General features: G+C 61.4%; 21 protein-coding genes. 14 read left to right on the top strand and 7 right to left on the bottom strand.

All coding sequences use genetic code 11. From position 1 onward, the window contains the following. Positions 1 to 13: 13 nt before the first annotated feature. Positions 14 to 1603: a DUF4832 domain-containing protein gene (locus tag AC1M0F_RS09150; RefSeq protein WP_480237917.1), complete on the top strand. Its 1590-nt coding sequence runs from the start codon at positions 14 to 16 to the stop codon at positions 1601 to 1603. Positions 1604 to 1707: 104 nt separating this feature from the next. Here AC1M0F_RS09150 and AC1M0F_RS09145 read toward each other — a convergent pair whose 3' ends face one another. Continuing rightward, positions 1708 to 2760, bottom strand: a complete 1053-nt coding sequence (locus AC1M0F_RS09145; RefSeq protein ID WP_480237916.1) for a diguanylate cyclase — start codon at positions 2758 to 2760, stop codon at positions 1708 to 1710. A 161-nt stretch (positions 2761 to 2921) separates the two neighbouring features. Here AC1M0F_RS09145 and AC1M0F_RS09140 point away from each other — a divergent pair, with 161 nt between their 5' ends. Next, entirely contained in the window at positions 2922 to 3860 is a 939-nt protein-coding gene (locus AC1M0F_RS09140) for a hypothetical protein (protein WP_480237915.1), read from the top strand. 97 nt (positions 3861 to 3957) lie between these two features. Here the strand turns inward: AC1M0F_RS09140 and AC1M0F_RS09135 are convergent, their stop codons facing one another. From AC1M0F_RS09135 to AC1M0F_RS09125, 3 genes are all read right to left on the bottom strand, one after another. Further along, positions 3958 to 4368 carry a hypothetical protein gene (locus tag AC1M0F_RS09135; RefSeq protein ID WP_480237914.1) on the bottom strand — a complete coding sequence of 137 codons (411 nt, stop codon included), beginning with the start codon at positions 4366 to 4368 and terminating at the stop codon, positions 3958 to 3960. Positions 4369 to 4695: 327 nt separating this feature from the next. Further along, positions 4696 to 5313, bottom strand: a complete 618-nt coding sequence (locus AC1M0F_RS09130) for a CPBP family intramembrane glutamic endopeptidase (RefSeq protein ID WP_480237913.1) — start codon at positions 5311 to 5313, stop codon at positions 4696 to 4698. Positions 5314 to 5470: 157 nt separating this feature from the next. After that, complete coding sequence (locus AC1M0F_RS09125) at positions 5471 to 6265, bottom strand: SGNH/GDSL hydrolase family protein (protein WP_480238442.1); 795 nt, start codon at positions 6263 to 6265, stop codon at positions 5471 to 5473. Between the two features lie 209 nt (positions 6266 to 6474). Here AC1M0F_RS09125 and AC1M0F_RS09120 point away from each other — a divergent pair, with 209 nt between their 5' ends. From AC1M0F_RS09120 to AC1M0F_RS09100, 5 genes are all read left to right on the top strand, one after another. Further along, positions 6475 to 7869, top strand: coding sequence for a tyrosine-protein kinase domain-containing protein (locus tag AC1M0F_RS09120; protein ID WP_480237912.1), 1395 nt, complete (start codon positions 6475 to 6477; stop codon positions 7867 to 7869). A gap of 222 nt (positions 7870 to 8091) precedes the next feature. Beyond that, positions 8092 to 8991, top strand: a complete 900-nt coding sequence (locus tag AC1M0F_RS09115; protein ID WP_480237911.1) for an alpha-1,2-fucosyltransferase — start codon at positions 8092 to 8094, stop codon at positions 8989 to 8991. A 113-nt stretch (positions 8992 to 9104) separates the two neighbouring features. Further along, the gene (locus tag AC1M0F_RS09110; protein ID WP_480237910.1) at positions 9105 to 10223 is read left to right on the top strand and encodes an MATE family efflux transporter; all 1119 of its coding nucleotides are present in this window, start codon (positions 9105 to 9107) and stop codon (positions 10221 to 10223) included. Further along, entirely contained in the window at positions 10207 to 11163 is a 957-nt protein-coding gene (locus tag AC1M0F_RS09105; RefSeq protein ID WP_480237909.1) for a glycosyltransferase family 2 protein, read from the top strand. The genes AC1M0F_RS09110 and AC1M0F_RS09105 overlap by 17 nt, the downstream gene beginning before the upstream one ends. Before the next feature lie 337 nt (positions 11164 to 11500). Next, a complete protein-coding gene (locus AC1M0F_RS09100; protein WP_480237908.1) occupies positions 11501 to 12679 on the top strand; it encodes a hypothetical protein in 1179 nt (392 codons plus the stop codon). A 205-nt stretch (positions 12680 to 12884) separates the two neighbouring features. On the opposite strand, the gene AC1M0F_RS09095 is transcribed toward AC1M0F_RS09100, so the two are convergent. The 3 genes from AC1M0F_RS09095 to AC1M0F_RS09085 all read right to left on the bottom strand — a co-directional run bounded on the left by AC1M0F_RS09095 (position 12885) and on the right by AC1M0F_RS09085 (position 16724). Next, positions 12885 to 14366, bottom strand: coding sequence for a sugar transferase (locus AC1M0F_RS09095; protein ID WP_480237907.1), 1482 nt, complete (start codon positions 14364 to 14366; stop codon positions 12885 to 12887). A 121-nt stretch (positions 14367 to 14487) separates the two neighbouring features. Next, on the bottom strand, positions 14488 to 15588 hold the full coding sequence (locus tag AC1M0F_RS09090) for a glycosyltransferase (RefSeq protein WP_480237906.1): 1101 nt from the start codon (positions 15586 to 15588) through the stop codon (positions 14488 to 14490). Then, on the bottom strand, positions 15588 to 16724 hold the full coding sequence (locus AC1M0F_RS09085; protein WP_480237905.1) for a glycosyltransferase: 1137 nt from the start codon (positions 16722 to 16724) through the stop codon (positions 15588 to 15590). The genes AC1M0F_RS09090 and AC1M0F_RS09085 overlap by 1 nt, the downstream gene beginning before the upstream one ends. 659 nt (positions 16725 to 17383) lie before the next feature. On the opposite strand from AC1M0F_RS09085, the gene AC1M0F_RS09080 reads away from it, so the two are divergent. From AC1M0F_RS09080 to AC1M0F_RS09050, 7 genes are all read left to right on the top strand, one after another. Beyond that, positions 17384 to 18667, top strand: coding sequence for a glycosyltransferase family 4 protein (locus AC1M0F_RS09080; protein ID WP_480237904.1), 1284 nt, complete (start codon positions 17384 to 17386; stop codon positions 18665 to 18667). Then, positions 18664 to 19695, top strand: coding sequence for a GDP-mannose 4,6-dehydratase (gene gmd, locus AC1M0F_RS09075; RefSeq protein WP_480237903.1), 1032 nt, complete (start codon positions 18664 to 18666; stop codon positions 19693 to 19695). The genes AC1M0F_RS09080 and gmd overlap by 4 nt, the downstream gene beginning before the upstream one ends. Then, positions 19695 to 20672 carry a GDP-L-fucose synthase family protein gene (locus AC1M0F_RS09070; RefSeq protein WP_480237902.1) on the top strand — a complete coding sequence of 326 codons (978 nt, stop codon included), beginning with the start codon at positions 19695 to 19697 and terminating at the stop codon, positions 20670 to 20672. The genes gmd and AC1M0F_RS09070 overlap by 1 nt, the downstream gene beginning before the upstream one ends. 46 nt (positions 20673 to 20718) lie before the next feature. Next, entirely contained in the window at positions 20719 to 22527 is a 1809-nt protein-coding gene (locus tag AC1M0F_RS09065; RefSeq protein WP_480237901.1) for a DUF4012 domain-containing protein, read from the top strand. A 65-nt stretch (positions 22528 to 22592) separates the two neighbouring features. Continuing rightward, positions 22593 to 23126 (top strand): sortase, encoded by a 534-nt coding sequence (locus AC1M0F_RS09060; protein WP_480237900.1) that lies wholly within the window; start codon positions 22593 to 22595, stop codon positions 23124 to 23126. Positions 23127 to 23251: 125 nt separating this feature from the next. Then, a complete protein-coding gene (locus AC1M0F_RS09055) occupies positions 23252 to 24583 on the top strand; it encodes a UDP-glucose dehydrogenase family protein (protein WP_480237899.1) in 1332 nt (443 codons plus the stop codon). Positions 24584 to 24599: 16 nt separating this feature from the next. Beyond that, on the top strand, positions 24600 to 25664 hold the full coding sequence (locus AC1M0F_RS09050; protein ID WP_480237898.1) for an acyltransferase family protein: 1065 nt from the start codon (positions 24600 to 24602) through the stop codon (positions 25662 to 25664). The last annotated feature ends 50 nt before the right edge of the window (positions 25665 to 25714 follow it).

The raw sequence follows: 25714 nt of genomic DNA, 5'->3' as shown, positions 1-25714 counted from the left end.
GAGGGGATCGGAAATGCACGCCAGAAAGAGTCGCACGAAGTTCATACCGGTAGGGATCGCGCTGGTGGGGTTGGCCGCGTTGGGCGCTCCGTCCATGGCGATGGCCGCGCCGGGTGACGTCACCGTCACCTATGAAGCGAGCACCGAGGTGATCGCGAACCCTGAGCGTGGTTTCTATCACCACACCGAAACCCACTACCGGGCAGACGGTTCCGGCTACACCCCGCTCGATGGAGCCGCCATCGAGCAGTTCCGCACCGAAGGGATCACGCAGATCCTCCGCGTGTTCTACCTGGAGAAGTTCGCCAGCACTCCGGTGCTCGACGATGGGTTCCTCGACCTCGTGCAGGCCGACTACGACACCGCGCGGGATGCCGGCATCTCGGTGATCACGCGCTTCGCCTATGTGCAGGGTGGAGCCTGGCCCTATGAGCCGCCGTACGGTGACGCGCCTGTCGACGTGGTGCTCGCGCACATCGAGCAGCTCGCACCGATCCTCCAGGCGAATGCCGATGTGATCCCCGTCGTCCAGAACGGCCTCATCGGACTCTGGGGTGAGGGCTACTACACCGACCACTTCGTCGCTGACCCGGCAAACCCGGGTGTCGTCACCGAGGAGGACTGGGCGAACCGTTCCGCGGTGACCGAGGCGCTGCTCGACGCACTGCCCGAGAACCGCTCGGTGCAGGTGCGCACGATGCTCTCGAAACAGGAGTTGCTCGGCGTGCCGAGCGGGGCCGGCAGCGCCGTTACCGCAGACGAGGCTCGCGGAGACACGACGATCGCGCGTGTCGGTCACCACAACGACTGCTTCCTCGCCGCACCTGACGACTGGGGCACGTTCCTCTCCGACCCGATCGAGCTCGACCAGGAGTATCTCGAAGCAGACAGCCTGTACGTTCCCATCGGCGGTGAGACGTGCAACGTCAACCCGCCGCGATCGGAATGGCCCAGCGCATCAGCCGAGATGGCCCGCTACAACTACAGCTACCTCAACCGTGACTACAACCAGGACGTTCTCAACAGCTGGGGCGACGAGGGCATCGCCGAGACTGCCCGCAGTCTCGGCTACCGCTTCACCCTGACCGAGAGCACTGTGTCGGCCGGCTCGACCGAGATCTCGGTCGGTGTGCGCAACGACGGCTGGGCCGCGCCGTACAACCCGCGAACCGCTGTGCTCGTTCTCGAGGGTGCTGCCGGTCGGTTCGAGCTCCCCTTCACCAGCGGTGCCGATGCCCGGGCCTGGCTGCCCGGGACGACCACGACTCTGACGGCGTCGCTCGCCGGGGTCCCGGCCGGGCAGTACGACACCTACCTCGCGCTGCCCTCGGCAGACGAGGGGACCACTGACGACCCCCGCTTCGCGATTCAGACAGCGAACGTCGGTACGTGGGATGCAGCATCCGGTCTCAACAACCTGCAGCAATCGGTGACGATCGCCGCCGCGCCGGTCGAGACAGGAGACACGACGGATGCCGATGGGTTGCTCGCGGAGTCAGGTAGCGATGGCAGCGCACTCACCCTCGCCATCGCTGCGGGCGCGATCCTCGTCGGCAGCGGAGCGCTCCTCGTGCGCCGTCGTCGCGCCGCCGCGCTCCGGTGATTGAGCCGCACTCCGGTGACTGAGCCGCCCCGGTGATTTGAGCCGCCCCGGTGATTGAGCCGCCCCCGGTGATTGAGCCTGTCGAAATCTCCCCCTCGGCAGGCTTAGTCCCGATCACCCTCGAGCTCAGCCACTTCCCACCAGTCGGAGCGGTCGCCCTTGCGGGATTTGATCGAGTACAGCGCTTCATCGGCGACGCGCAGCAGCTCAGCCGGCCGGGTGCCGTGGCCGGGGAAGAGCGCCACTCCCATGCTCGCAGTGCTTGCGACAGTGTCGCCGTCGCCCAAGTCGATCGCGGGCGACGTGGCGTCGTCGATGCGGGCCAGCACGGCGCGCAGGTTGTCGAGCGGTTTCGCGCGGTCGAGCCCTTCGAGCACGACGATGAACTCGTCGCCCCCGACGCGGGCGAGCATGTCGCCGTCACGGATGCATCCGCCGACGCGACGGGCGAACTCGCGGAGGACGATGTCTCCTGCCGGATGTCCGTATGTGTCGTTGATGCCCTTGAAATCGTCGAGGTCGATCATTCCGACGGCGAGGGCGGTTCCGCCGCGCGCGGAACGGGCCAGCGCCGCGACCAGATGTTCAGTCATCGCGGCGCGATTGGGGAGTCCGGTGACCGAGTCGTGGGTGGCCTGGTGCTTGAGCTGGTCTTGCAGTTCGATCAGCGAACTGATGTCGCGCTGCACGCTGACGTAGTGGGTCGTCGTGCCGGACGCATCTTTCAGCGGGGTGATCGTCAGGGAGTTCCAGAACGGGGTTCCGTCCTTGCGATAGTTGAGGACCTCGCCGCGGAATGTCTCACCGGAGGCGAAGCAGTCGCGCATGCTCTGGATGGTGGCCTCATCGGTGTCTTCGCCCTGCAGCAGCGTGCAGTTCTTGCCGAGCAGTTCGTCTGCGGAGTATCCGGTGATGGTGGTGATCGCGCCGTTCGCGTAGATGATGCGCTGCTCGGCGTCGGTGATCAGCGACCCCTCCGACACGGCTTCGAGAGCGAGGGCGAGGAGCCCGTTTGACAGGGTGGTGCTCGGCGAGGTTTCCGGTGGCGCCGGCGTGGGTGAGTCGGTTGCCGGCTCGTCGCCAGACCCGGATGATGCTTCTGCGTTAAGAATGTGTGGCTCCCGACCGATGCCCTTGCGGTTGGTCAATGATCTCACGCCATGCCCCCACCGCTGATCGAGGCGCTCCACCCTGTTGATCGAGTGCCCCGCTGATCGAGCTTGTCGAGATCGAGGCGTCCCGTTGATCGAGCTTGTCGAGATCGAGATCAGTGCAGCACCCTTCACCCCCGCATGCCGCGCCCCCTAAACTTCCCCGCATGACTGTCACTGACTGGCTGCTCGATTCCGACCCCGCGATTCGCTGGCAGGTGATGCGAGATCTCCTCGACGAGCCGGCCGAGATCGTTGCGGCCGAACGGTCGCGGGTCGCCACCGAAGGCTGGGGTGCGCGTCTTCTCGCACTGCAGGGGGCGGACGGCCTGTGGGACGGTGGCGTCTACGACCCCGCCGAACCGCGCGACCCCGATGCTCCCGGCCAGCCCTGGACGGGCACCCACCACACCCTCGTCCTGCTCCGTGAGCTGGGTCTCGACCCGGCGAGCAATGAAGCGCGCACGGCCATCGCCCGGGTGCGTGACAACGTGAAGTGGGAGCACGACAACCAGGACTACTTCGCGGGCGAGGTCGAGCCCTGTATTAACGGACTGGTGGCGGCGCTCGGTAACTACTTCGGCGAAGACGTCCAGAGTGTGGTCGACCGGCTCCTCGACGAGCAACTCGATGACGGCGGCTGGAATTGCGACGCCGAGCTCGGCTCCACGCGCTCTTCGTTCCACACGACGATCTGTGTGCTCGAAGGGCTGCTCGAGCATGAACACGTCAGAGGTGCGTCAGCTGAGGTGACCGCAGCGCGAAACCGAGCGGAGGACTACCTCCTCGAACGACGGATGCTCCGCCGCCTGTCGACGGGCGAGCTGGGGGATCCAGAGTGGGCGCTGTTCTCGTTCCCCACCCGGTGGTACTACGACGCTCTCAGAGGCCTCGACTATCTGAGACTGGCCGGAGTCGCACCTGACCCACGCTGCGACGAGGCCATCGATCTCGTGGAGAACAAGCGGGGCGACGACGGGCGCTGGCTCCTGGAGAATCCGCACCCGGGCAAGGCGCACTTCGAGATGGAGCGGGTGGGGGAGCCGAGCCGCTGGATCACCCTGCGTGCGCTGCGCGTGCTGGACTGGTTCGCGAGCGGTCGGTGATCGAGCCTGTCGAGATCCCCGACCTTCCCGCCCGCCCCTCCGTTGATTGAGCGTGTCGATATCCCTGCTCGCCACCCGGTGATCGAGCTTGTCGAGATCAGCCCCCTGGCACCCCGGTCTTCTCCGCACCCAATCGCGTCGCCGAAGCATCCGCGGGCCGCCGAACGATGAACGCGACAAAACAGGCCATGGCGCCGGCTGCGAGCACAGCGGCTGCCACCCACAACCACCAAAGCTCCGACGTACCGGCAAGCACTCCGAGAACCCCGGCGCCGGCGGTCAGCAGCACACCGAGCGCAAGCATCGCGGTCGACAGCTGGATGGGCGGCGCAGGCGAAGGGGCCGTTTCGGGCGCTGCCCAGACGACGATCAGCAGGGTCGCGATCGGTCCTAGTAATAGGGAGAGCAGGAACCAGGTCAGGCGTGACCTGTTCTTCTGTTCGGCGAGGCCGGCGTTGACGAGGGCGAGGGCGAGCCATCCCCATGAGTTCGCTGCGTTGGGATCCACTCGCTCACCCTAGCGAAGGGGACGTTGATCGAGTGCCGCCCGAGCGCAGCGGCCGGCATATCGAGATCAGGCCCGTTCGAGTCCTTGCTGTCGAACCGGCTCACAGACGGGGCACCACACGTGTGCGCGCTCCACCCCGTCTTGCCACTCGTGCGTCACCATGACGAGTCCGTGCTTCTTGCATCGAGTCGCGAGTGTCACCATATTCGTCTCCCCCCAGGGCTGGCCGTCTTGCCAGTGTGCGGCCCGAGGGCTGCCACATGCAAGTTGAGACGGCTCATGTCACGCAACGTTAACGCCTCCGCAATACGACTTCGGCCGCGCGTATCAGAGCAGTGTGCCGAGCACCCCAAGGCCGTTGAAGACGACGTGCGCGATGATTGCACCGCCGAGTCGGCCGGTGACGACGGCCAGAGTTCCGAGCGCGATTCCCACTATCAACGTGGACAGGCCGACGACGGCCATCTGTGCCCCGCCGTTGGTTTGAAGCATGTGAACCGCGGCGAAAACGACAGAACTGACCGTGACCGCGATGACGGCGGGCACACGGGACGTCGCCGGCAACGATTGCGCGGATGCCTTCAGAACGGACCGCTGAAGGAGTCCTCGGAAGAACAGTTCCTCGATGAACGGCGAGATTAGTACAGGGGCAATGACCGCAAGCAGCACCCACCACAAGTCGTACACGGTCGGGCCGAAGGTGACGCCCCCAGTGGCCGGACTGCCGTAGAAGACGATCTCAATCAGCGTGGTGATCGAGCGGAGGAAGAACCCGAGCGTGAGCCCGAACAGAATGTCGAGCCACGTGAACCGCAGTCCGAAGTCGAGGCGGAGCGAGCGTTGGCCGCGGAGGTACGACGCAATGAGAACGGCGCCTAGTAGAGGAATCCACGCTGCCAGGTAGCTGACTGCCGCCCGGCTTGGTCCGGGCAATGGCAGGCTCACGAGTGGCCCAAAAGTCGCCCATGCGACCAAAGCGATCGCCGTGCATAGACCCATCGAAGCATCTACGATTCCCCAGCGCCGTTGCGCGTTGCTTGTTGCGAGGTTCACGTCATTAGTCCAGACTCCTAGGCCGTGAGTGACAGTGCGGTAAGCGTGGTTACTCGTCGACGTCAACAAGGTAGGGGGAAAGAGCTACCTCGATAGCCGACTGGAGCGCAATGTGACCAGCCGTGTTCGGTAGTACGCCGTCCTCAGCAAGAAGGTCCGGTCGACCACTTAGTGGCTGTCCGATGTCTAAAAAGGTCCCGTCGACAGCCTCTACCGCCACACGGACCTCACTCGCGATCTCGCTGAGGCGGGATGGCACCTGGGAAGCGTCCCATATCGGGCCAAAGGCAAATATCTTGGAAGTCGGCAGTCCCGCGCGAAGCGAACTGAAGGTCGCTTGGATCGCCGCCGAGACCTCCTCAGGAGAAGCGCTGCCGGAAAAATCATATCTGCCACCCGACACCAATACGATTGCAGGCTTAGCAGCGATGACCTCCGCCACCCTGCCAGTGTATGGCGGCTCACTATTGTCGCCGCTGGTCCCGTAACCGGTGCCTGCCGCACCCAGATTGACCTCAGTGAAGTTTGCCGACGCTGCTAACAGTGTCGTCCAGCGCGACCCGCTCTGGGACGCACGCCGGTCCGAAGTGTACGAATCACCCAAGAAAACAACGACGGGTGATGCGGGTGTCGCGGAAGGCGAAACTGTAGGCGTCGCCGTCGGTGTGGGCGATGGGGCTGGCGGATCAGACGGGGTGGGCGGAGGTACTGGTGTCGGCCGGTTGAAGGCCAGCACAACAAGGAAAATCGTTAAGGCGGCAACAAAGGCAAGCGCAAGGTACTGCCAGTTCTCCGAGAGCCAACTCCGCGAATGTTTCTCCGATCGCCCCCCGGACTTGCTCATGGTGTCGAGCATAGCTGGATCGGACCGACGGGAGGCCACCGCACGATGAGTTGAGAGCCTCGCAGCTGCACCGGATTCGCGCGACACATTGTTTCTTCATGGTCGGGCAACGATGTGCCAAATACCATGGTCCGTTGGTGATATGGCAACATAACCTGTAGGGCGCGTGACACGGGCTTCTGATATTTTCTTACTGGAAGGCCGCACAATTGGATTTTCGCGACTACGTCCGTATCCTCCGAAAGAGTTGGATCCTCATCGTCCTCCTTACTTTGGTTGGGACCGCTGCCGCTGCAACGTACTCGCTCCTTCAGACCCCGAAGTACAGCGCTTCGGCAAAGGTGTTTGTTTCCACGTCCTCCGGGCAGTCCGTCCAGGATCTTGCGCAGGGGAACAGCTTTACTGTGCAACGAGTCAAGACATACTCTGACCTCGCTACCACGCCTATTGTAATTTTGCCCGTTCTCGCCGCTCTCGACCTCAATCGGACGGCGAGCGCATTGGCGCAAGATGTTGCGGTATCGGCGGCGCTCGACACCACGATCATCCAAATCACAGTCACTGACCCCGATCCAGTTGCTGCGGCCGACATCGCGAACGCCATATCCGACAGCTTGTCCTCCGCCGTAGAACGGATCGAAACAGCAAACGCCCCGGATGCAATCTCGCCTGTGAAGCTCACTCCCGTACAGCAGGCGGAGGTTCCAACGAACCCCGTCAGCCCGAACGTGCTGATCAATCTGGCACTCGGCGCTGTTCTCGGGTTGGCCTTCGGCGTCATCCTGGCAGTCCTTCGTGAGACTCTCGACAATCGCATCAGGAACGAGCATGACGTTGAAGGGATCACAATTGCCCCAATCATCGGAGGCATCGCTTTTGATCCCAAAGCGAAGCAGCGACCACTAATAGTTCATGCGGATCCGCGTAGTCCGCGCGCGGAGTCTTTCCGAACTTTGCGAACGAATTTGTCCTTCCTGGAAGCGGGAAAGCATGGGCGTATGTTCGTCATCACGTCGTCGATTGAGAGCGAGGGCAAGAGCACAACCGCAGCAAATCTCGCGATTTCGCTTGCGGATTCCGGAGCCCGCGTCTTGTTGGTTGATGCCGACCTCCGGCGCCCGAAGGTCGCCGAATACATGGGAGTGGAAGGTGCCGTCGGGCTGACGGATGTCTTGATTTCCCGGGCCGAGTTACTTGATGTCGTTCAGCCATGGGGTCGTTCGAAGCTCTTCGTTCTCCCCGCGGGAAAGATTCCTCCGAACCCGAGTGAATTGCTTGGCTCGAAGGCGATGTCCAAATTGATTGACCTGTTCGGCCGCGAGTTCGATGCCGTCATATTCGACGCGCCGCCTCTGCTGCCGGTAACTGATGCCGCGATTCTCGCTCGAAGCGTGGGTGGAGCGATCGTTGTTGTTGCTGCGGGGCGAACCCATAAGAATCAGTTGAAGGGCGCAGTTAGCGCGCTGGAAAACGTCGGAGCACCCGTTGCCGGGCTCGTCCTGACCATGCTCCCCACTCGTGGGCCCGATGCTTATGGGTTCGGTCGCTACGGCTACGCCTATGGCTACGGCTACGAGACCGAAGAATTGGCCGAGGCCAAGTAGGCGAGCGAAGAATTATGGCTGCGGAGAGTGGAGTCCTCGCGGGCTGATCCTTCGAACATTCGCCGCATCGCGTTTGACTGTCACGTCATGTTTATTGAGGAAGAGTCCGTAAGAAGTCTTCTATGACCTCGAGAATGCTTAGTTTCATAACGCTTGAATCGAGCTGGCCACAAGAATCAGACTCAAATTTTCTTCGTGTATGTCGATAGTAGGAAGGACGCAATGCAGGAAGATCCGAAACCCCAGGTGACAATAGACCTACGAGGTGGATTTGCCAACCAGCTTTTTCAGTGGGCTGCGTCAGAACGCTTGCAGGCGCTCAGCGGCGCGGACGTCAATTTCGACGTGCGAACGGTAGAGCGGCCGAACGAAAGAGGAGACCAGCTGAGTCCGATCGGGCTAATCGACGACGCGACGTTACGTCCAAGTGTGCTATCGGAGAGGTTCTGGAGGGCGGCCTTTAGGTTCCTCCCAATCGGACTCGCAACGCATCTGAGCGCTGCGATACGGCCGGCAAGATTTTTGTCGAGCTGTGATTCTATGGCGATGGCGGAATTAAGGCTCAAGAATGGCAATAACGTCCGGTTGGCTGGCTTTTTCCAGGAGGCCGACTCACTTCGAGGTATGCGTGAAGTTCTCGCGGCAAAGCTGCGCGAGGCGCTCGCTGGCCACGCTAAATACTCGCCGAGCGAAGATATCGGACCGTACGGTGCCGTCCACGTGAGACGGGGCGACTACGTCACCCATGTCCAGAACTTGGAGAAATTCGGCATCTGCGAACCCGAATATTATCTGAAGGCCATCGAACAACTTGACGAGAAAAGGATCCTTATCGTTAGTGACGACCTTCAATGGAGCAAAGACGTTCTTGTTCCATCCTTGCCAAGTTGGGTAGACGCTGAGGTCGTCGACGGTGGAGACCATTTCAGCGATCTGCAGATACTAATTCGGGCTCGCGGCTTGGTTATGTCCAACAGCACGTTCTCCTGGTGGGCCGGATTTGCTGGAAAAGCTGAGAACGTGATCATCCCTGCACCGTGGACGTCCGACGGTGAGAACCATCGTCACCTTTATGTCGACGGTTGGACGATCCTCGATCGGCGCACCGGCATGGCGGTATGAGGTTTCGTGGGGGTCGGCGGCTCCTTGAGCTAGCCTTCTACGGGGCATCTCCAGCGGTTGCTCTTGCCACCACCCCGTTCCTGGCTCGCGCTCTAGGCCCAGATGATCGGGGAGTGCTGGGTGTAGCACTTTCTATTTCTGCCATCGCCCTGACCCTCGGCAACTTCGGCCAAGCCGAGTTCTACATTGGCCAAGCGCGTCAAGGGCTGTCTGATTATCGGATTGCCTCCAGAGTTACCCAGTTTGGCGGGCTCCTAACCGCGGTCGGCGCTTTAGCAGCGCTGCTTATTCTTGGCGTGCCGGCCATGGTTGCAGTAACGGCGGCAATATTTATTCCCTTCTTGGTGCAGAGCAATCTTTGGCGTTCGGTCGCGATTGTTCGGGGCGCGACTACTCCGCCCGCAGTGGGAAACCTCATTGCAGCGGCGCTACGGCTTGCTCTCATCCCGCTCGTCGCAATTTTGGGATGGCTTTCGACGGAAAGCGCGCTTTGGATCACCCAGGGTTCGTTGCTTGTCGGCGTCACCGCGACCGTTGGATACCTCGTCTGGACATCTCGGATGCATCTGCATTCAGGGCCACCGCAGGTTTCGCGCTCTGACGTGGTAGATGCCCTACGGGGCGGCTCCCAGATAATCGTTTTTGGGGTGTTCACTGCAATCACCCTGAACGCGGCGGTGTTGGTGCTTCAAGTTCAGGGCAACCCGACACAGGTGGGCGTTTTCGCTGCCGTTCTCGCCCTGAGTCAAGCTGGACTCGCCATTTCCGCTGCATTCAAGAATCGAATTCAAGCAGCGGCGATGGGGCCAAACTCCAAAGTTCAGGTTTTCAAGGAACTGCTTGCGTTAGTCATTGTCGGTGCACTTGGGGCTGGCATCGCGCTGGTGCTTGCTGATCCGATCTGCAGACTGATGCTGGGGGATGAGTTTATCGGCGCTAGTAACGTCCTCCGGGTGATGGCCGTCGCATCGTTGGGCCAAATGATTCTCGACTCCACACACGGGCTGTTGATCTCACTGGGAATGCGTCGAGCTCTTATTCGCGTTGGTGCCACCGGTGCAGTAATGACGGTGGCAAGTTTGGCTGTTGCGGTGCCGCTATTGGGCGGCGTCGGTGCTGCGATAGCTTCTACAGTTTCGTTCTGGACTGCAGGTATTGTTGGTTTGATATCTGTCTATCGGCGACTACGCATCGAACGAAACGGGGGCAACGCCGATGAACAGGCAAACTAAGGCTGGAGCTCATGGCGTCGCGCAGTTGGCGCCCGACGCTCACATTTTGGTTTGTGTAGTCACCTACCAACGGCCGAGGCAACTCCAGCTTTGCTTAGATTCGTTGGTCCGCTTAGATCTGCCGACAGGCCCCCGCGTCGATTTTCTGGTGGTCGACAACTCTACGGACCGCTCTGCAATGGACCGTGTGGAAGAGCATCCTCTGAAATCTATCTATGTGAGTGAGCAGTCCCCTGGCATTGCTGCAGCGCGAAACGCAGCGCTGAATACGGCAGAAGAATTAGGGACGGACGCGGTCGCGTTCCTCGACGACGACGAGACCGCTTCACCTCGTTGGCTTACGGAGCTTCTCGCGACACAGCGCTTGTTCGGAGCGGACATTGTGGCCGGGCCAGCGGTCCCCGTGCTCGAACGAACACCGAGCCCATGGTTGGCACGCTTCTTTCGCTCGCCGCAGTTAGCAACCGGCACATCGATCGGAGAAGCGGCCACGAACAATATTCTGATCTGTTCTCAGTGGTATCGGGGGATTGAACGGTTCCGTTTCGATGAGCGATTTTCCTCTAGCGGAGGTGAAGACACTGACTTCACTTCGCGAGTCGCTGGTAGGGGCGGAACTCTAGTTTGGAGCAGCGATGCGATCGTTTTTGATCACATACCTTCTTCCAGAATCACCTGGGCCTGGGTTAGACGGCGGGCAGTTCGCAATGGGCAGGTGAGCGCTCGACTTCGAGTTCGTGATGGCATGTCCATGCCGATGTGCGCGGCCTTAGGCGTGGTTCGAATCGGCGGCGGCATGGTCAAGACCCTCCTTCGGCTACTGACTCTAAGGTTGCCTAGACCTACTGATATCTGGCCGCTGCTTCGCGGTGTCGGGTGGGTCGCATTCGCTATTGGTATCGACATACACGGCTACCGCGGTCCAAGCGAGGCGAAGTAATATGCCGGAGACCCCGAACCAAGGAAACGCCCGCACGGTCACTGCGAATTCCACGCGATCTCCGTCGCACTCGACGAGTGGGCTCCCGACATTGGTAATTCGAGTGATCTCGATCGTTATTCTATGCGGGATCGTACCTCTGCTTCTTTTTGGGACCGTTCCGGACTCTGGCCGATCAGCGGCCTTCGCGGGTTGCGTGGTTCTGATTATTTGGTCCGGTCTTCGGCTCTCGAAATTGGTCGCGCGAGGAGAGCCGCGGCTATTCTCGTTTTTCTGGTGGCTCTTCGTCTATGTCTTCTTGGGGCTGGCGCCGGCTGTACAGTTGCGGTCGAACAACATGCCGTCGACCACCCCTGGTGTCGATAGCAGCCTCGACCTGGTCGCGTTGTGGATCGCGCTCGGTGGCGTGATTTCGTGGGAGGCGGGAGCTTTCATCGCATCGCGCCGACGCAGGACTCCGGTTTTACCTGCGCGGCAAGAGCCTTCATTTTCCGGCCCACACGAACGGTACATTGACGCTAGGCGGGCCCGCCTGGTCGCCGTTGTCGCGCTGGCGTTTGGCGCATACTTCATCGCGACTGTTGGTCCGTCGAATATTTTCTTGGACCGGACAAGTCTTGCCACCGTTCGGAGCGCAGCGTGGCCAGATCTCGCCGTTTCGTCCATCGTCTTCGCGGTAGCCGTTTACCTCAACTTGGTCGCGGCACATGCGCTAGTTCGAAACGGCCGCGAGTCTGGCAGGTTCATGCCCTACGACATTGTTCTCATCGTTACATGCGCCACATGTGCGTTTGCGATTGCGAACCCAATCGGCAACGCTCGATACGTTGCCGGAACTGTAATATTCAGCCTGCTGATTCTGTGCGGAATGACTGCGAGCTACGCTCGAACCCGCTTCACGCTAGCGGCGACGGTCGCTGGGTTTCTCTTCCTTTTCCCAGTTGCAGATGCGTTCCGTCGCGAAGGATTCAACTCATCACGATCGGGCTTCTTCACCGAGTACGCAGGCAACGGTGACTACGACGCCTTCGCTCAGATTGCAAACGCAGCGGCAATGGTGAGTGACCTTGGTATCACCTGGGGTAATCAGATGCTCGGCTCTGTCTTCTTCTGGGTCCCGAGAGGTCTCTGGAGCGCCAAGCCGCTAGATACTGGCGTGGTCATCGCGAACTATCGCGGGTACGGGTTCACCAACCTGTCCTCTCCTCTTTGGGCAGAATTCTTGGTAAACGGAGGCCCGGTGTTTCTAGTGCTGGGGTTTGTTTTGGTTGGCTGGATCTCAGCAACACTGGATCGGTTAGTCGCGCGAGATCTTATCGCTGGGTCGGGTTACTGGGGCGTGGTTGGCGCCGTGATTCCTTGTTACTCCTTGATCTTGCTTCGCGGCTCGCTTCTTCAAGCCACTGGAGCGCTTGCAATCGTCGTTGTTGGCACTTGGTGGGTTAGCCGGAAGACGCGAGCGTCGGCGAGGACACTGTCCAGCAATGTGGCCACAGGCTCGGCGCGAATTGGCTAAGCGATCTCGACACGGAGCCGTCTTGAGTCACGCTCATCCGTTGCAGAAGCCCTGAAAACTCGACACCGATAGCGCTTCCTATGGCGCCTTAGGTGCGCCTTCAGCTGTGCCTCGGGGTATAAACGTCCCAACCGAGTCTTGTGCGTAGTTCTCTCTTGTCATGGCCATACATACATCGGATATCGGACCCGACTCACCGCGCGTTCTAATAGGCCTCCGAGGCAGGGGCGACGACGGCTCTGACTGTTCTCCAGAGAATCACGATGTCGCCCATGAGCGACCAGTTCTCGACGTAGTACAAGTCCAGCCGTATTGCATCGTCCCACGACAGGTTGGATCGACCGCTCACCTGCCACAGCCCTGTCATCCCAGGCTGAACAATGAGGCGGCGCTTTGCGGCGGTGTCATAGAGTGCGACTTCACCCTCGCGCTGTGGGCGTGGCCCCACAAGGCTCATGTCACCGCGAACGACATTGAACAGTTGAGGGATCTCGTCCAACGAATATTTCCGAAGGAAGGCGCCGACAGGGGTTAGCCTCGGGTCATTCCGAACCTTAAATAGAGGCCTACCTTGTGTTCCCTGTTCCTCGAGAAGGTTCGCTAGTTGGGAATCCGCGTCTACCGCCATGGATCGAAACTTGAGCATGTGGAACGTTGCCCCGTTGAGTCCGATTCGCTCCTGCCGATAGAAAATCGGTCCCGCGCTGGTGGCTTTTACGAGCACAGCTACCGTGAGCAGAATGGGCGACAGCAGAGCAACCAGCAGGCCGCCACCTACTAGATCGAACGCCCGTTTGGCGAACTTCTTCTTGCCTTCGTATCGAGGAGTCTCGACGTGGATTAGAGGAAGCCCGGCAACTGGGCGAGTGTGTATTCGCGGACCACCGATATCCGTGAGGCTTGGAGCGACGACCAGGTGCTGTCTCCCCGGTTCAAGAGACCAGCTCAGTTCGCGAACACGATTTGGAGGCAATTCGTCGGCACTCGTGATGATGACTGTGTCGGCCTTGGTAGCGCGCAAAGCTTCCATTACGGCCGACACATTCCCGGAAACGGGGACTGAAGTACCAGGCAGTACTCCTGCTACAAGACCGCTGGGGACACATGCTCCTACTACGACGTAGCCAGCTTCTGGGGACCGTGAGAGTTCCTGTGCGATATGTGTGGCGGAAGCTTCTGACCCAACGAGCAATACTCGGGACGCGTACCTCCCGCTATTTCGTTGTACGCGCAGCCATTGGCGCCACATCCAACGTGAGAACACGAGAACAGCAATACCCAAGGGAAACGCCATCAGGATGTAACCACGTGCGAGGTCGATTTTGAAAAGGAAGGCGACTATTGCGACTAGCCCGAAGAGTCGCACGCTGGCGTTGACAATGAGCATGTACTCACTTGAACCGACACCGGCGACGCGATCTGATCGAGTACCGAAAGCGCTTAGGACGGCAAGCCAACTCAGGACGATGATCGCCGAGATCGCGGTGTAACTGATGCCGATATCATCCCGACTGCCGCTGAATCCGAGCGCTTCGCCGTCGAAACCCAGCCACGCTAGTTGGACGCCGACCACAACCCAAATCAGAACAAGGCTGTCCGTGACAACTAGTCGGGCAGCATATGCGGCGCGCCAGTCGTGCGCCGTAACTTTCGCTAAATCATCCGTCTGTAAAATGCCGTGCGCCATGTCTCCCCCTCGTTCAAATGGCGTCGACACTGACCCCGTCTATCTGAGCGCCTTAGCCTGATAGCCAGTGTGGCGCACTCCGTCTGGATCGCCACGCGAGATCAACAATACCTAAGCGCTGCTATCGACTTAGCATCCGCTCGACGCCGAAAGCGAAGTTCTCCACCATGCGTTCAAGGGTGGGAGCGGGCGACGTGACTCGACCGTGGGCGGCCGGGTCAAAGTGTGCAATCAGGTTCGCGAAGCTAGAAACGTCATCCCGAGAGGTGAAGCGCGACTCGCCTTCACGTAAGTACTCTGCCTCCGGAGCGTGGAACGGAAACGCTGTGGTGAGAATTGGGAGTTGTAGGGCGAGCGCCTCAACAGCGATTAACCCGATCCGACCAGGCATTAGGATCGCCGTAGAGACGGAAGCCATGAGCGCCTTCCTCTTGGAATCGACATGTCCTAGAAGCACAACCTGTCCTCTTGTCGCGGCGCGCCGGAGCAGATGCTCATCGGCTCCCGTACCTCCGACCAGCACCTTGATGTCAGGACGCGTACGCCACAGTTCATCCATCGCAGCAGCGAGGAAATCAACACGCTTGCTGCTGTCCAGACCTCCGACAAAGCTGAATGTCGAGTTGGGCCGAAGCCCAAACTGAGACGAGAATGATGCCTTCTCTTCGGCGCTTACGGAACTCCACGCTGCTGTCAACGCTGTGGTGTCGACGGAATTCATGACTGTCGTGACACGGTCTTCTGACAGGCCTCGTTCCAAAGCAAAGTCGGCTCCGCCTGGCGTGTACGCAAAAATTTGGTCAGCCTGTCTGAGCTGCCAGCTTTCCAGGGCGGCGTCAAGCGGGTGGGCGGGGTTCACGTAGGACTTGATGTGGCCCCACACCCCTACCCGCCTGTTGTGAACCCGTCCGTCCCAGAGCGCGCGGTAGGTTTCCACGGAAGACCCGACGTGCCCCACAATGATCGCGTCGGAGTCCTTCCAAGTATGTGCAGCCGTCGAGAAAGTGAGCGAACGCGAGCCTAGTTTCACGCGCCGGGTAGGCACCGAGATTGCCCAGGGAGGCTGTACAGCATCACCTCGTTGGCTTTGCAAGCGATCGGGATGCCCCGCGGCAACTACACAGGTGATATCTGCGCGGGAAAGCCGAGCAACCAGTGCCTCGAAAAAGGGAACTCGATACTGCGGGATGTAGGGCTGAGCAATTAGGAGCCGAGCAGACATTATGTGGAACTATCCTCGATCGCGCCCGCGTACTCGACTTCAAGACGGGCTCGGACTGAGTTCATGTCAAATCGTTCGCGAGCAGCAACCAAGGCTCGCTCACCCGCGCGTCGGCGGCGGGCTGGGTCGCGCATCAACTGGTCGACGCCCGCGACGAGTGATTCAAAGCTTTCGTCCACGACGATCCCCGCCGAATACTGTCTCACGATGTCGGCCAGGCCGCAGGACTTCGTGACAACAACAGGCTTCCCTAAAGCCATCGCTTCAATCACAGACATCGGATAGGGCTCATCGACCGATGGGAGGACATAGATGTCACATTCCGACATGCGACCAGACGTAGCTTCGGGCGCGATCGCACCCTCCCACGAGAGATATTCCGCAGCATCATGCTTTCGAATCACTGCCATCACTCGAGAAGCTTCGCCTTCATCGGGTCCTACGAGGCCGAACTCTGCTGTCGGATACAGCGAACGAAGGCGCACGGCCATCTCGGCGAACTGAGCCGGGCGTTTTCTACTTTGCAGGCGAGCTAAGTAGAGAACGCGAAGTGGGCCGCCGTCGCGACTCATGACCGGCGGATCTGCGAAGGAGTGTCCGTTGTTGATCTCGACTAGCGGAAGCGATTTCCCGCCTACTGCGATGAGCCCGTCCTTCTCTTCCGGTGTGAGGTAGAAGATCCTACTCGCTGAATGGAGCACCCTCCGCGTCATAAGTTGATCAATCGGAAACGATAACGGGTTCGAAGAAGGGTCGACCATTCCGTGCGTTTGCAGCACATAGGGAACTCCTCGGGACCTCGCAAGCATGGCGGCAGGGAGTGTGATGAGATCTCGACTCAAATGCACATGGAGCACATCGGTCGTAGATAACTCCTGTCTGAGCCAGCGCTGGAGGGACGGCGACCCGAGCCCAGCGAACCCGGTACCCGGGACTAGCGTTCTAGCAGGAAAAAGCGCTGCGGGAACCCCATCAAAGGCCTTCGGCAATGGGTCGTCGAATCCTGACGCTCCGGCCACCAAGGAGGCGTCGTGTCCCGACTGATTCAAAGCCCGTATTTGATTGGTAGCGACTCGGACTGGTCCGCCGTAGGCGCCGGTTGGAGATACGAGCGTCGCGATGTGAAGGACTCTCATCGGGACTCTCTCGCATTTTCCTGGCTGTCGGTGAACCGATGCCCGACCACTCTCGCCGGCCCATTTCCAACTATGGAGTTGGGCTCAATGATTCCGCTGACTACGGTCATCGGTTGCACTAACGCGGAACGGCCCACAACGGAACCGCCGAGAACCATGCAGCGAGAGGTAATCCAAACTCCGTCATGAATGCGAATCGGACGAGTCACTAGCGCCATGTCCCGTCGGTGTGCGTGGCTCCCCGTGGTCAGCATGGTTTCTTGCGAGATCACGACATCACTGCCGATTGTGACTCGATCTTGATTGTGAACCCAGACCCCCTCACCCACCCAACACCGGTCGCCGATTTCGAGATTCCATGGGAATCGAACCCGGGTACGGGGGCGATAGATGACGTCCTTGCCGATGTGAGCACCGAACAACTTCAGAATGAAAACTCGCAGTCTCGAACTGATCTGCCAGGGATTCGTAACAAAGAGAAGTTCTGCGACGGCCCAAAGGTAGATGACAACCGTTGGACGATTCCACGCCCCACGCTCACCTGGTGCCATCGAGAGATTGACCACTGGTGGGTGCTCGCTGTCTGGCTGAACATTTTCGTCGTGCTGCAAGACTCCCCGATTCCCCGACCATTCGATGGTGCAACTATTCTGTCAGGCGTGAGCGAACCCAAATTACGCATACTGATTCTTGGCCTTCACTATTCCCCGGAGACAACCGGTAACGCTCCGTACACGTCATCTCTCGCACAGGGGTTGGTCGATCGGGGGTTCGCGGTCCGCGTGGTCACGGGGCATCCCCATTACCCAGCCTGGGAAGTGAGCGCGGGCTACGGGCAGTGGAAACGATTCGAGACAATCAGCGGCGTGCCTGTGCAAAGGCTTTGGCACTATGTTCCGAGGTCGCCGAGTGGCGTGCGGCGGTTGCTTTCAGAGCTGAGCTTCGGCGTCCGCCTCTTGTTTGCCAGGTGGGGACAGCCAGATGTAGTGCTCCTGGTATCCCCGGCGTTGTTTGCCTCCGCTACTGCCGCCGTCAAAGCGAAGTTGAGATTGCGAAAAGTGCCGCTCGCTGTGTGGGTTCAAGACATATACGGACTCGGGATAGGAGAGACGGGTGGGGGCGGAGGGCCGGTCGAGAAAATTATCCAAATTGTCGAGAGAGCGACGTTGCGTTCGGCAAACGGAGTGGTAGTCATCCACGAGCGTTTTCGAAAGCATTTGACAGGAATCCTTGGGCTAGACGGCGCGCGTGTGGAGGTGATTCGCAACTGGACGCACATCCGAGGTTCCTTCGTTGGCGACCGCTCGATTCGAACCGATCTCGGTTGGAAGCCTCACGAGACAATTGCGCTTCACGCCGGAAATATGGGCGCAAAGCAAGGTCTTGAGAACATACTGGCGGCTGCTCGGATAGCAGACGACCAGAACCTAGACCTTCGGTTTGTGCTCCTAGGCGATGGGAACCAAAAAGCGAGGCTGCAGGAACTGGCTCACGGCACAGACCGACTTCAATTCCTTGACCCGTTGCCGGGGGACTCATTTGGGAAAGCGCTCGCGGCGGCCGACGTGTTGTTGGTCAATGAACTGCCTGGCGTAACCGAGATGTCGGTTCCAAGCAAGCTAACGTCCTACTTCAGTGCGGGGCGACCGGTAATAGCCGCGACAGATGCTGGAAGCGTAACTCACGACGAGATTGAGTCCTCGGGGGGTGGAATTCGGGTCGATTCCACGGATCCATCCGCTCTTGTCTCCGAGTCGCTGAGGCTTGGCGCCGACGAGCGACTCGCATCCTCGATTGGCAGCGCCGGGTTGCGCTATCGCGAGAAGGTGCTCGGAGAGGCGGCTGCGATTGATCACTATGCTGAGTGGTTGAGAAGCCTGGCAGAGAAGCGTGGTCGTGCTGCCGGCGCGCCCCTGCCTGACAAACTAAGGGGAAATGCGTGACGAAACGTGCACTAATCACAGGAATCACCGGTCAGGACGGCTCCTACCTCGCCGAACTGCTGCTCTCCAAGGGCTACGAGGTCCACGGGCTCATCCGCCGGGCATCCACGTTCAACACGTCTCGCATCAACCACCTCTACGTCGACCCACACGACCCGACGGCCAAGCTCTTCCTCCACTACGGCGACCTGAGCGATGGTGCCCGAATGGTCACCCTGCTCAGTGAGATTCGCCCCGACGAGGTTTACAACTTGGCCGCACAGTCCCACGTGCGCGTCTCCTTCGACGAACCCGAGCACACCGCAGATACCACCGGAACCGGCACGGTTCGCTTGCTCGAAGCCGTGCGTATGTCTGGCATCCACTGCCGCTTCTACCAAGCCTCCAGTTCCGAGATGTTCGGCGCCACGCCGCCGCCGCAGAACGAGGAGACTCCGTTTTACCCGCGCTCGCCGTACGGCGCCGCGAAGGTCTACAGCTACTGGATCACCAAGAACTACCGCGAGGCCTACGACATGTTCGCGGTCAACGGCATCCTGTTCAACCACGAATCCCCACGCCGCGGCGAGACCTTCGTGACCCGCAAGATCACCCGTGCGGTCGCAGCGATCGCGGCAGGCAAGCAGGACCACGTCTACCTCGGCAACCTCGATTCCATTCGCGACTGGGGCTACGCCGCCGAATACGTCGAAGGCATGTGGCGGATGCTCCAGGCCGACGAGCCTGACGACTTCGTGCTCGCCACCGGCGGCAGCTTCACCGTGCGGGACTTCGTCGAAGCATCGTTCGGCCGCGCCGGCCTGGACTGGGAGAAGCATGTGCGCTTCGACGAGCGCTACCTGCGGCCCACCGAGGTCGATGCACTCGTCGGCGACGCGTCCAAGGCGAAGGACGTTCTCGGCTGGGTGCCCGAGGTCGACACAGCCGAGCTTGCACGAATCATGGTCGACGCCGACATCGAGGCGCTCAAACACGACGGCACGAGCTGGATTGACGCCCCGAAGCTCACGAGCTGGGGAACGAAGTAATGCCCGCCGAGAACGTCGACTTCACGCCGGGCGCCCTCGACCGTGACGCGACGTTCTACGTCGCCGGCCACCGCGGGCTCGTCGGCGGTGCCATCTGGCGGCTGCTGCAGAACGAGGGTTTCACCGGTCTCGTCGGACGCACGTCGGCCGAGCTCGACTTGAAGAATCGCCAGGCCGTCTTCGACTTCTTCGAAGACACCAAACCGCGCTACGTCGTACTCGCTGCGGCCAAGGTCGGCGGCATTCTTGCCAACGACACCTACCCGGTCGACTTCCTCAGCGAGAACATGCAGATCCAGGTGAACGTTCTGGATGCCGCAGTCGCCGCGGGCGTCGAGCGTCTGCTCTTTCTCGGGTCAAGCTGCATCTACCCCAAACTGGCTCCTCAGCCGATCAAAGAGGAGTACATGCTCACCGGCCACCTCGAGCCCACCAACGATGCCTACGCGATCGCGAAGATCGCCGGCATCCTGCAGGTGCAGGCCGTGCGACGCCAGTACGGACTGCCCTGGATTTCGGCTATGCCGACGAACCTCTATGGGCCGGGTGACAACTTCTCGCCCAAGGGATCGCACGTGCTGCCCGCCCTCATTCGCCGCTACGATGAGGCGGTTCAGTCGGGTGCCGACACAGTCACGAACTGGGGCACCGGTTCTCCCCGGCGCGAGTTCTTGCACGTCGACGACATGGCCGCGGCGTGCCTTCACCTGCTGGAGCACTACGACGGCCCTGAACAGGTCAATGTCGGAACCGGAAGCGACGTCACCATCAAGGAGATCGCCGAGACGATCGCCCGTGTCGTCGGCTTCACAGGCACCACCGAGTGGGACACCTCCAAGCCAGATGGCACACCCCAGAAACTTCTCGACGTCTCGAAGCTCGCCGACGCCGGCTGGACGGCGCAGATCGGCTTGGAAGACGGCATGCGGAGCACGGTTGCCTGGTATCGCGAGCACGTCGACACGCTGCGCAACTAAGCGCGCTCGTTTTGGTGGAGTTCGTCGCGCCTGATTGGATGAGGGCATGACTGCCGCCGAACCTTCCCGCCGTGAGCGCCGCGGGGGCAAGAAGCGGCGCAGGACGCTGCTGTGGGTCGTGACCGCAATTGCTCTGCTGCTCGTCGCGTGCGTTGCGTGGGTCGGCGCGCGTGGGCTGATGGCCAAGAGTGAACTCGAAGCGGCCGTGCCACTGGCGACAACGCTGAAGGATCAGGTTCTCGCCCAGGAGGCCGACAAGATCGCCGAGACGGCCGCCAGCCTCGACGAGCACGCGGCGAGTGCCGCGGCGCTGACGAGTGACCCGATCTGGCGTCTGGCAGAGTTCGTGCCGTGGGCGGGGCCGAACCTCACCGCTTTTCGTGAGCTGGCCGCGGTGATCGATGGCCTCTCGAACGACGCTGTCGCGCCGCTCACGGAACTTGCGACATCCATCGAGGTCGCAGACTTCAAACCGGTCGATGGCGCACTCGATGTGCAGCCGCTCATTGATGCGCGACCTGTCGTGGAGCGTGCCGCCACGGCGGTTGACGCGGCGCAGAAATCCATGGCCGATATCGACACGGATGCGACAATCGGGCAGGTGAGAGCTGCCAAGGTGCAGCTGGGCGACCAGCTCGAGTCCATCGCCGGCCCCGTGCACGCGATTCGGACGGCGACGGTGCTGGTGCCAGACATGCTCGGCGCATCGGGCCCACGCGACTTTCTCGTCCTGTTCCAAAACCCCGCGGAACTGCGGGCGAGTGGCGGGATCCCCGGCGCGTTGGCCTTGATGCGCACAGAAGCAGGGCGAATCGATCTCGTTCAGCAGGCTGCCGCAACGGACTTCCCCCGCTTCCCCAACCCGGTTCTGCCGCTCCCCGATGACACTCGCAGCCTGTACGGAGACTTCACCGGTGAGTGGATGCAGAACGTCAACTTGACTCCGCAGTTTCCAGTGACGGCCGCGCTGGCGCGGGAAATGTGGAAACAGGAGTTCGGTCCCGAAGTCAGCGGGGTGCTCTCCATCGACCCTGTCGCTTTGAGCTACATCCTCGAGGCCACCGGACCGATCACCCTCGTCACGGGCGATGTACTGTCGGCCGAGAACGCTGTACAACTCTTGCTCAGTGACGTCTACAACCGGTATACCGAGCCGGCGCAACAGGACCTCTTCTTCGCCGCCGCGGCATCCGCTGTTTTCGACAAAGTGGCTGGGGGTGACCTCGACCCGGCAAAGCTCGTCGACGCTCTCGCGAAATCGGGAAGCGAACGGCGGATCAACCTGTGGAGCGCGGTCGAGGTTGAACAGGCTGAGCTGGCGGCAACGACGCTTGCGGGCACTCTGCCTCAGAAGACGGACGACGTGCAGCCGTTCGGCGTCTACCTCAACGACGGCACCGAAGCCAAGATGAGCTACTACCTCGACGTCGCCGTGGCAGATGGCCAGGTCGATTGCCGTGAAGACGGTCGCCCCAGTTATGGGGTCACTGTGACGCTGAAGAACACGGCGCCCGCCGACGCGGCGGAGTCACTCCCCGTTTACGTGACCGGGGACAGCTCCGGTGTACCTCAGGGCAGCGTCAAGACCGTCGTCAACGTCTATGGCACTCCCGAGCTTCAGAATTACGGTGTCGCCCGCGATGGCGCGGTTGTTCCCTACCATCCCGCCACAGACGAGGGCTATCAGGTCAGTCAGATCGAGATCGAACTCGCACCGGGGGAGAGCACGACGCTGCAATTCGGGTTCCTCGGCGACGCGCCGTTCGACGGCGAAGTCGTCACCGAACAGACTCCGGTAATTAACCGTCACGAAACACAGCAACTAACGCTGACCTGTGACTTTCCCCTATGGTAGAACCTGTGTCACCGAGACACGCCAATGTCGGATCGACAAACCAATAGTCCTGGGGGTCTATACACATGCTCAAAAAAACTTTCGCAGCGCTTGCGCTCGCGGTGCTGGCGATCTTCGCCGTTCCCGCAGCGGCAAACGCCTACGGCTCTGGCTCTGACATCACCGTCGAGGGCCCGATCGTCGCCGGTGGAAACGTCACCGTGATCTTCGAGGAAGGCTCCTTCGCCGGCGCCCAGAACATCTCGTTCACCATCGAGGGCAACGGAAACGTCACCCTTTCCGCTTTCAAGGCTGCAACATTCAGCCTCGACAAGACTTCGGCAGCTGACGGCTCTGTGAGCGTCGTTGTCAACCTTCCCGAGAACGCTTCGGGCACCTACAACCTGACCGGTGTCGACGAGGATGGAACCATCCAGACCGCCGCACTCACGGTCACCGCTGCTGACGGTGGAACCGATACGGATGGCGATGGCCTCCCCGACACCGGCGCTGAAGTTCCGGTTCTCGCTCTCTGGACCGCTGGTGGAGCTCTTGCTCTCGGCGCCGCGCTGATCGCCGTCATGACGATCGTCCGCCGCCAGCGTCTCTCGCAGGACTAGAAAAAACCGCGAACCGACATAAGCGGTACCTCTAAACACTGATACCGAAGAAGGTCCCAGGCTCAGGCCTGGGGCCTTCTTTTGTGCATGAGCCCGTCACGTCGACCCCATAGTCTGGAAGCACAATGAAGATATCGGTAATCGGCTGCGGGTACCTCGGTGCCGTCCACGCGGCATCCATGGCCCAGCTCGGACATGACGTCATCGGTATCGATGTCGACAAAACCAAGATCGACGCCCTCACCCAGGGCAAGGCCCCCTTCTTCGAGCCGGGTCTGCCCGAGCTGCTCGTCGCCGGCGTCGAAGCCGGAACCCTCCGCTTCAGCACCGACATGGCGGATGTCGCTGGTAGCGCCGTCCACTTCGTCGCGGTGGGAACCCCCCAGCAGAAGAACGGAACGGGCGCAGACCTCACCTACGTTGACGGCGCCATCCACGGACTGCTTCCGTACCTCGCGCCCGGCGACCTCGTCGTCGGCAAGTCGACCGTGCCGGTAGGAACGGCCGAGCGCCTCGCCGAGCTCATCGAGCCCACTGGCGCCCAGCTGGCGTGGAACCCCGAGTTCCTGCGTGAGGGGTTCGCGGTGAAAGACACCATCGCGCCCGACCGGCTGGTCTATGGAGTGCGGCGCCCCACGGTGATCGAGCCCGTCGAACTCTCGTCTCGATCCACCGACGCCGTCGCGATCCTCAGCGAGGTCTACGCCCAGGCGATCGCCAACGAGACCCCGCTCGTCGTCACCGACTTCGCCACCGCCGAGCTCGTCAAGGTCGCCGCGAACGCATTCCTCGCCACCAAGATCTCGTTCATCAACGCCATGGCCGAGATCGCCGAGGTCGCCGGGGCAGATGTCACCGAGCTGGCGGATGCCATCGGCTACGACGCCCGCATCGGCCGCAAGTTCCTCAACGCCGGAGTCGGATTCGGCGGCGGATGCCTGCCGAAGGACATCCGCGCCTTCACCGCCCGCGCCGAAGAACTCGGCCGCGGCGAATCCGTCGCCTTCCTCAAAGAGGTCGACGCCATCAACCTCCGCCGCCGCGACCGTGTCGTCGAGCTCGTCGTCGACGCTCTCGGTGGCAGCGCGTTCCAGAAGAAGGTCGCCGTTCTCGGATTGGCTTTCAAGCCGAACAGTGACGACATCCGTGATTCGCCTGCCCTTGATGTGGCCGTGCGGCTGCACGGACTCGGCGCTCACGTCGTCGCGACCGACCCCGAAGCGATCGCGAATTCGAGCGTCAAGCATCCGCAGCTCACCTTCGGCACGACAGCTGAAGCGCTCGACGGAGCGGACATCGTCGTGGTCCTGACCGAGTGGAAAGAGTACCGGGCGCTCGACCCGGTCGAGTTGGTGACCGTCGTCAACGACACGATCGTCGTCGACGGGCGCAACTGTCTCGACGTCGCCGCCTGGCGTGGCGCCGGCTGGCGCTACATCGGCCTCGGTCGGCGCTGAGTTCTCGCGGTGTGAGATGACCCTCGACGAACGGTTCGACCCGCGGCGGAACTCGCTCAACGCGTTCCGTCTCGTGCTCGCGTCGCTCGTGGTCGTGTCGCACTCGTGGCTGCTCGGCGGCTACGGCGCGCAGCCTGAGCTCGGCGGCGTCCAGCTCGGCACCTGGGCAGTGATCGGGTTCTTCGGACTCTCCGGCTTCCTCATCACGCGGAGCCGCCTCTCGGGCCGGCCGGCGGCATCCTATTACTGGAATCGCGCCCTGCGGATCCTGCCCGCCTTCCTCGTCTGCATCCTCGTCGTCGCCTTCGTGCTGGCGCCCGTCTCAGTGATGCTGTGCACAGGTGCCTCGTATTCGTTCCCGAGTGCGCTCACCTACGTGCTGACCAACCTGCCGCTTGCGCCGCAGTTCCTCGCGCAGAAGGGGATCGAGTCGACTCTGCTCGGGCTTCCGGTCACCGGTTACTGGAACGGTCCGCTGTGGACGCTGTTCTGGGAGGCCTGCTGCTACGTCGTCGTCGGCGTGCTCGTCAGTGTGGTGCGCGGGCGCTGGCTGAAACTGACTGTCGGCGTGCTGTTCCTGGCTGCCACGGTCCTCGTCGTGCTGACGACAGCCGGGGCCCTTCAACTCGCGGCGCAGGTCGAAGCGATCTTCCCGCTGTTCGTCGCCTTCTTCGCCGGATCGCTGGTCTACCTGTTCCGTCGTGCGGTCGACGTGAGCTGGCCCGTGCTGGTCGGCTGCCTGCTCGTGATCACCGCGGTGGTGATCGTCGGGTACGCGGCCGCGTTCGCCGCTCTGCCCCTGATCATCCTGCTGCTCTGGCTGGGCTCCGTGCTGCCGCTGCAGCGCGTCGGGGCGCGGTACGACATCTCCTACGGCATCTACATCTACGGCTGGCCGGTGCAGCAGCTGATCGCCCTCGTCGTTTTCGGAACCGGGATGCACGTCGGCTGGTTCATCGTGCTCAGCCTGGTCTTCACTCTGCCGCTCGCGTTCCTCAGTTGTGCGTTCGTGGAGCGTCCGGCGCTTGCGCGTAAGCGGGGGAGCGTGGCGCGGATGTTCAAGCCGGCGCCGCTCACCTAGCCCGAGTCGGCTGGCTGGACCGGCCCCGCTGGCTGGAGCGAAGCGAAGCC

It is taken from the genome of Mycetocola sp. Y719, from assembly GCF_056713205.1.
The sequence above is the reverse complement of the archived record's forward strand: the minus strand, read 5'-3'. Positions and strand labels throughout refer to the sequence as shown.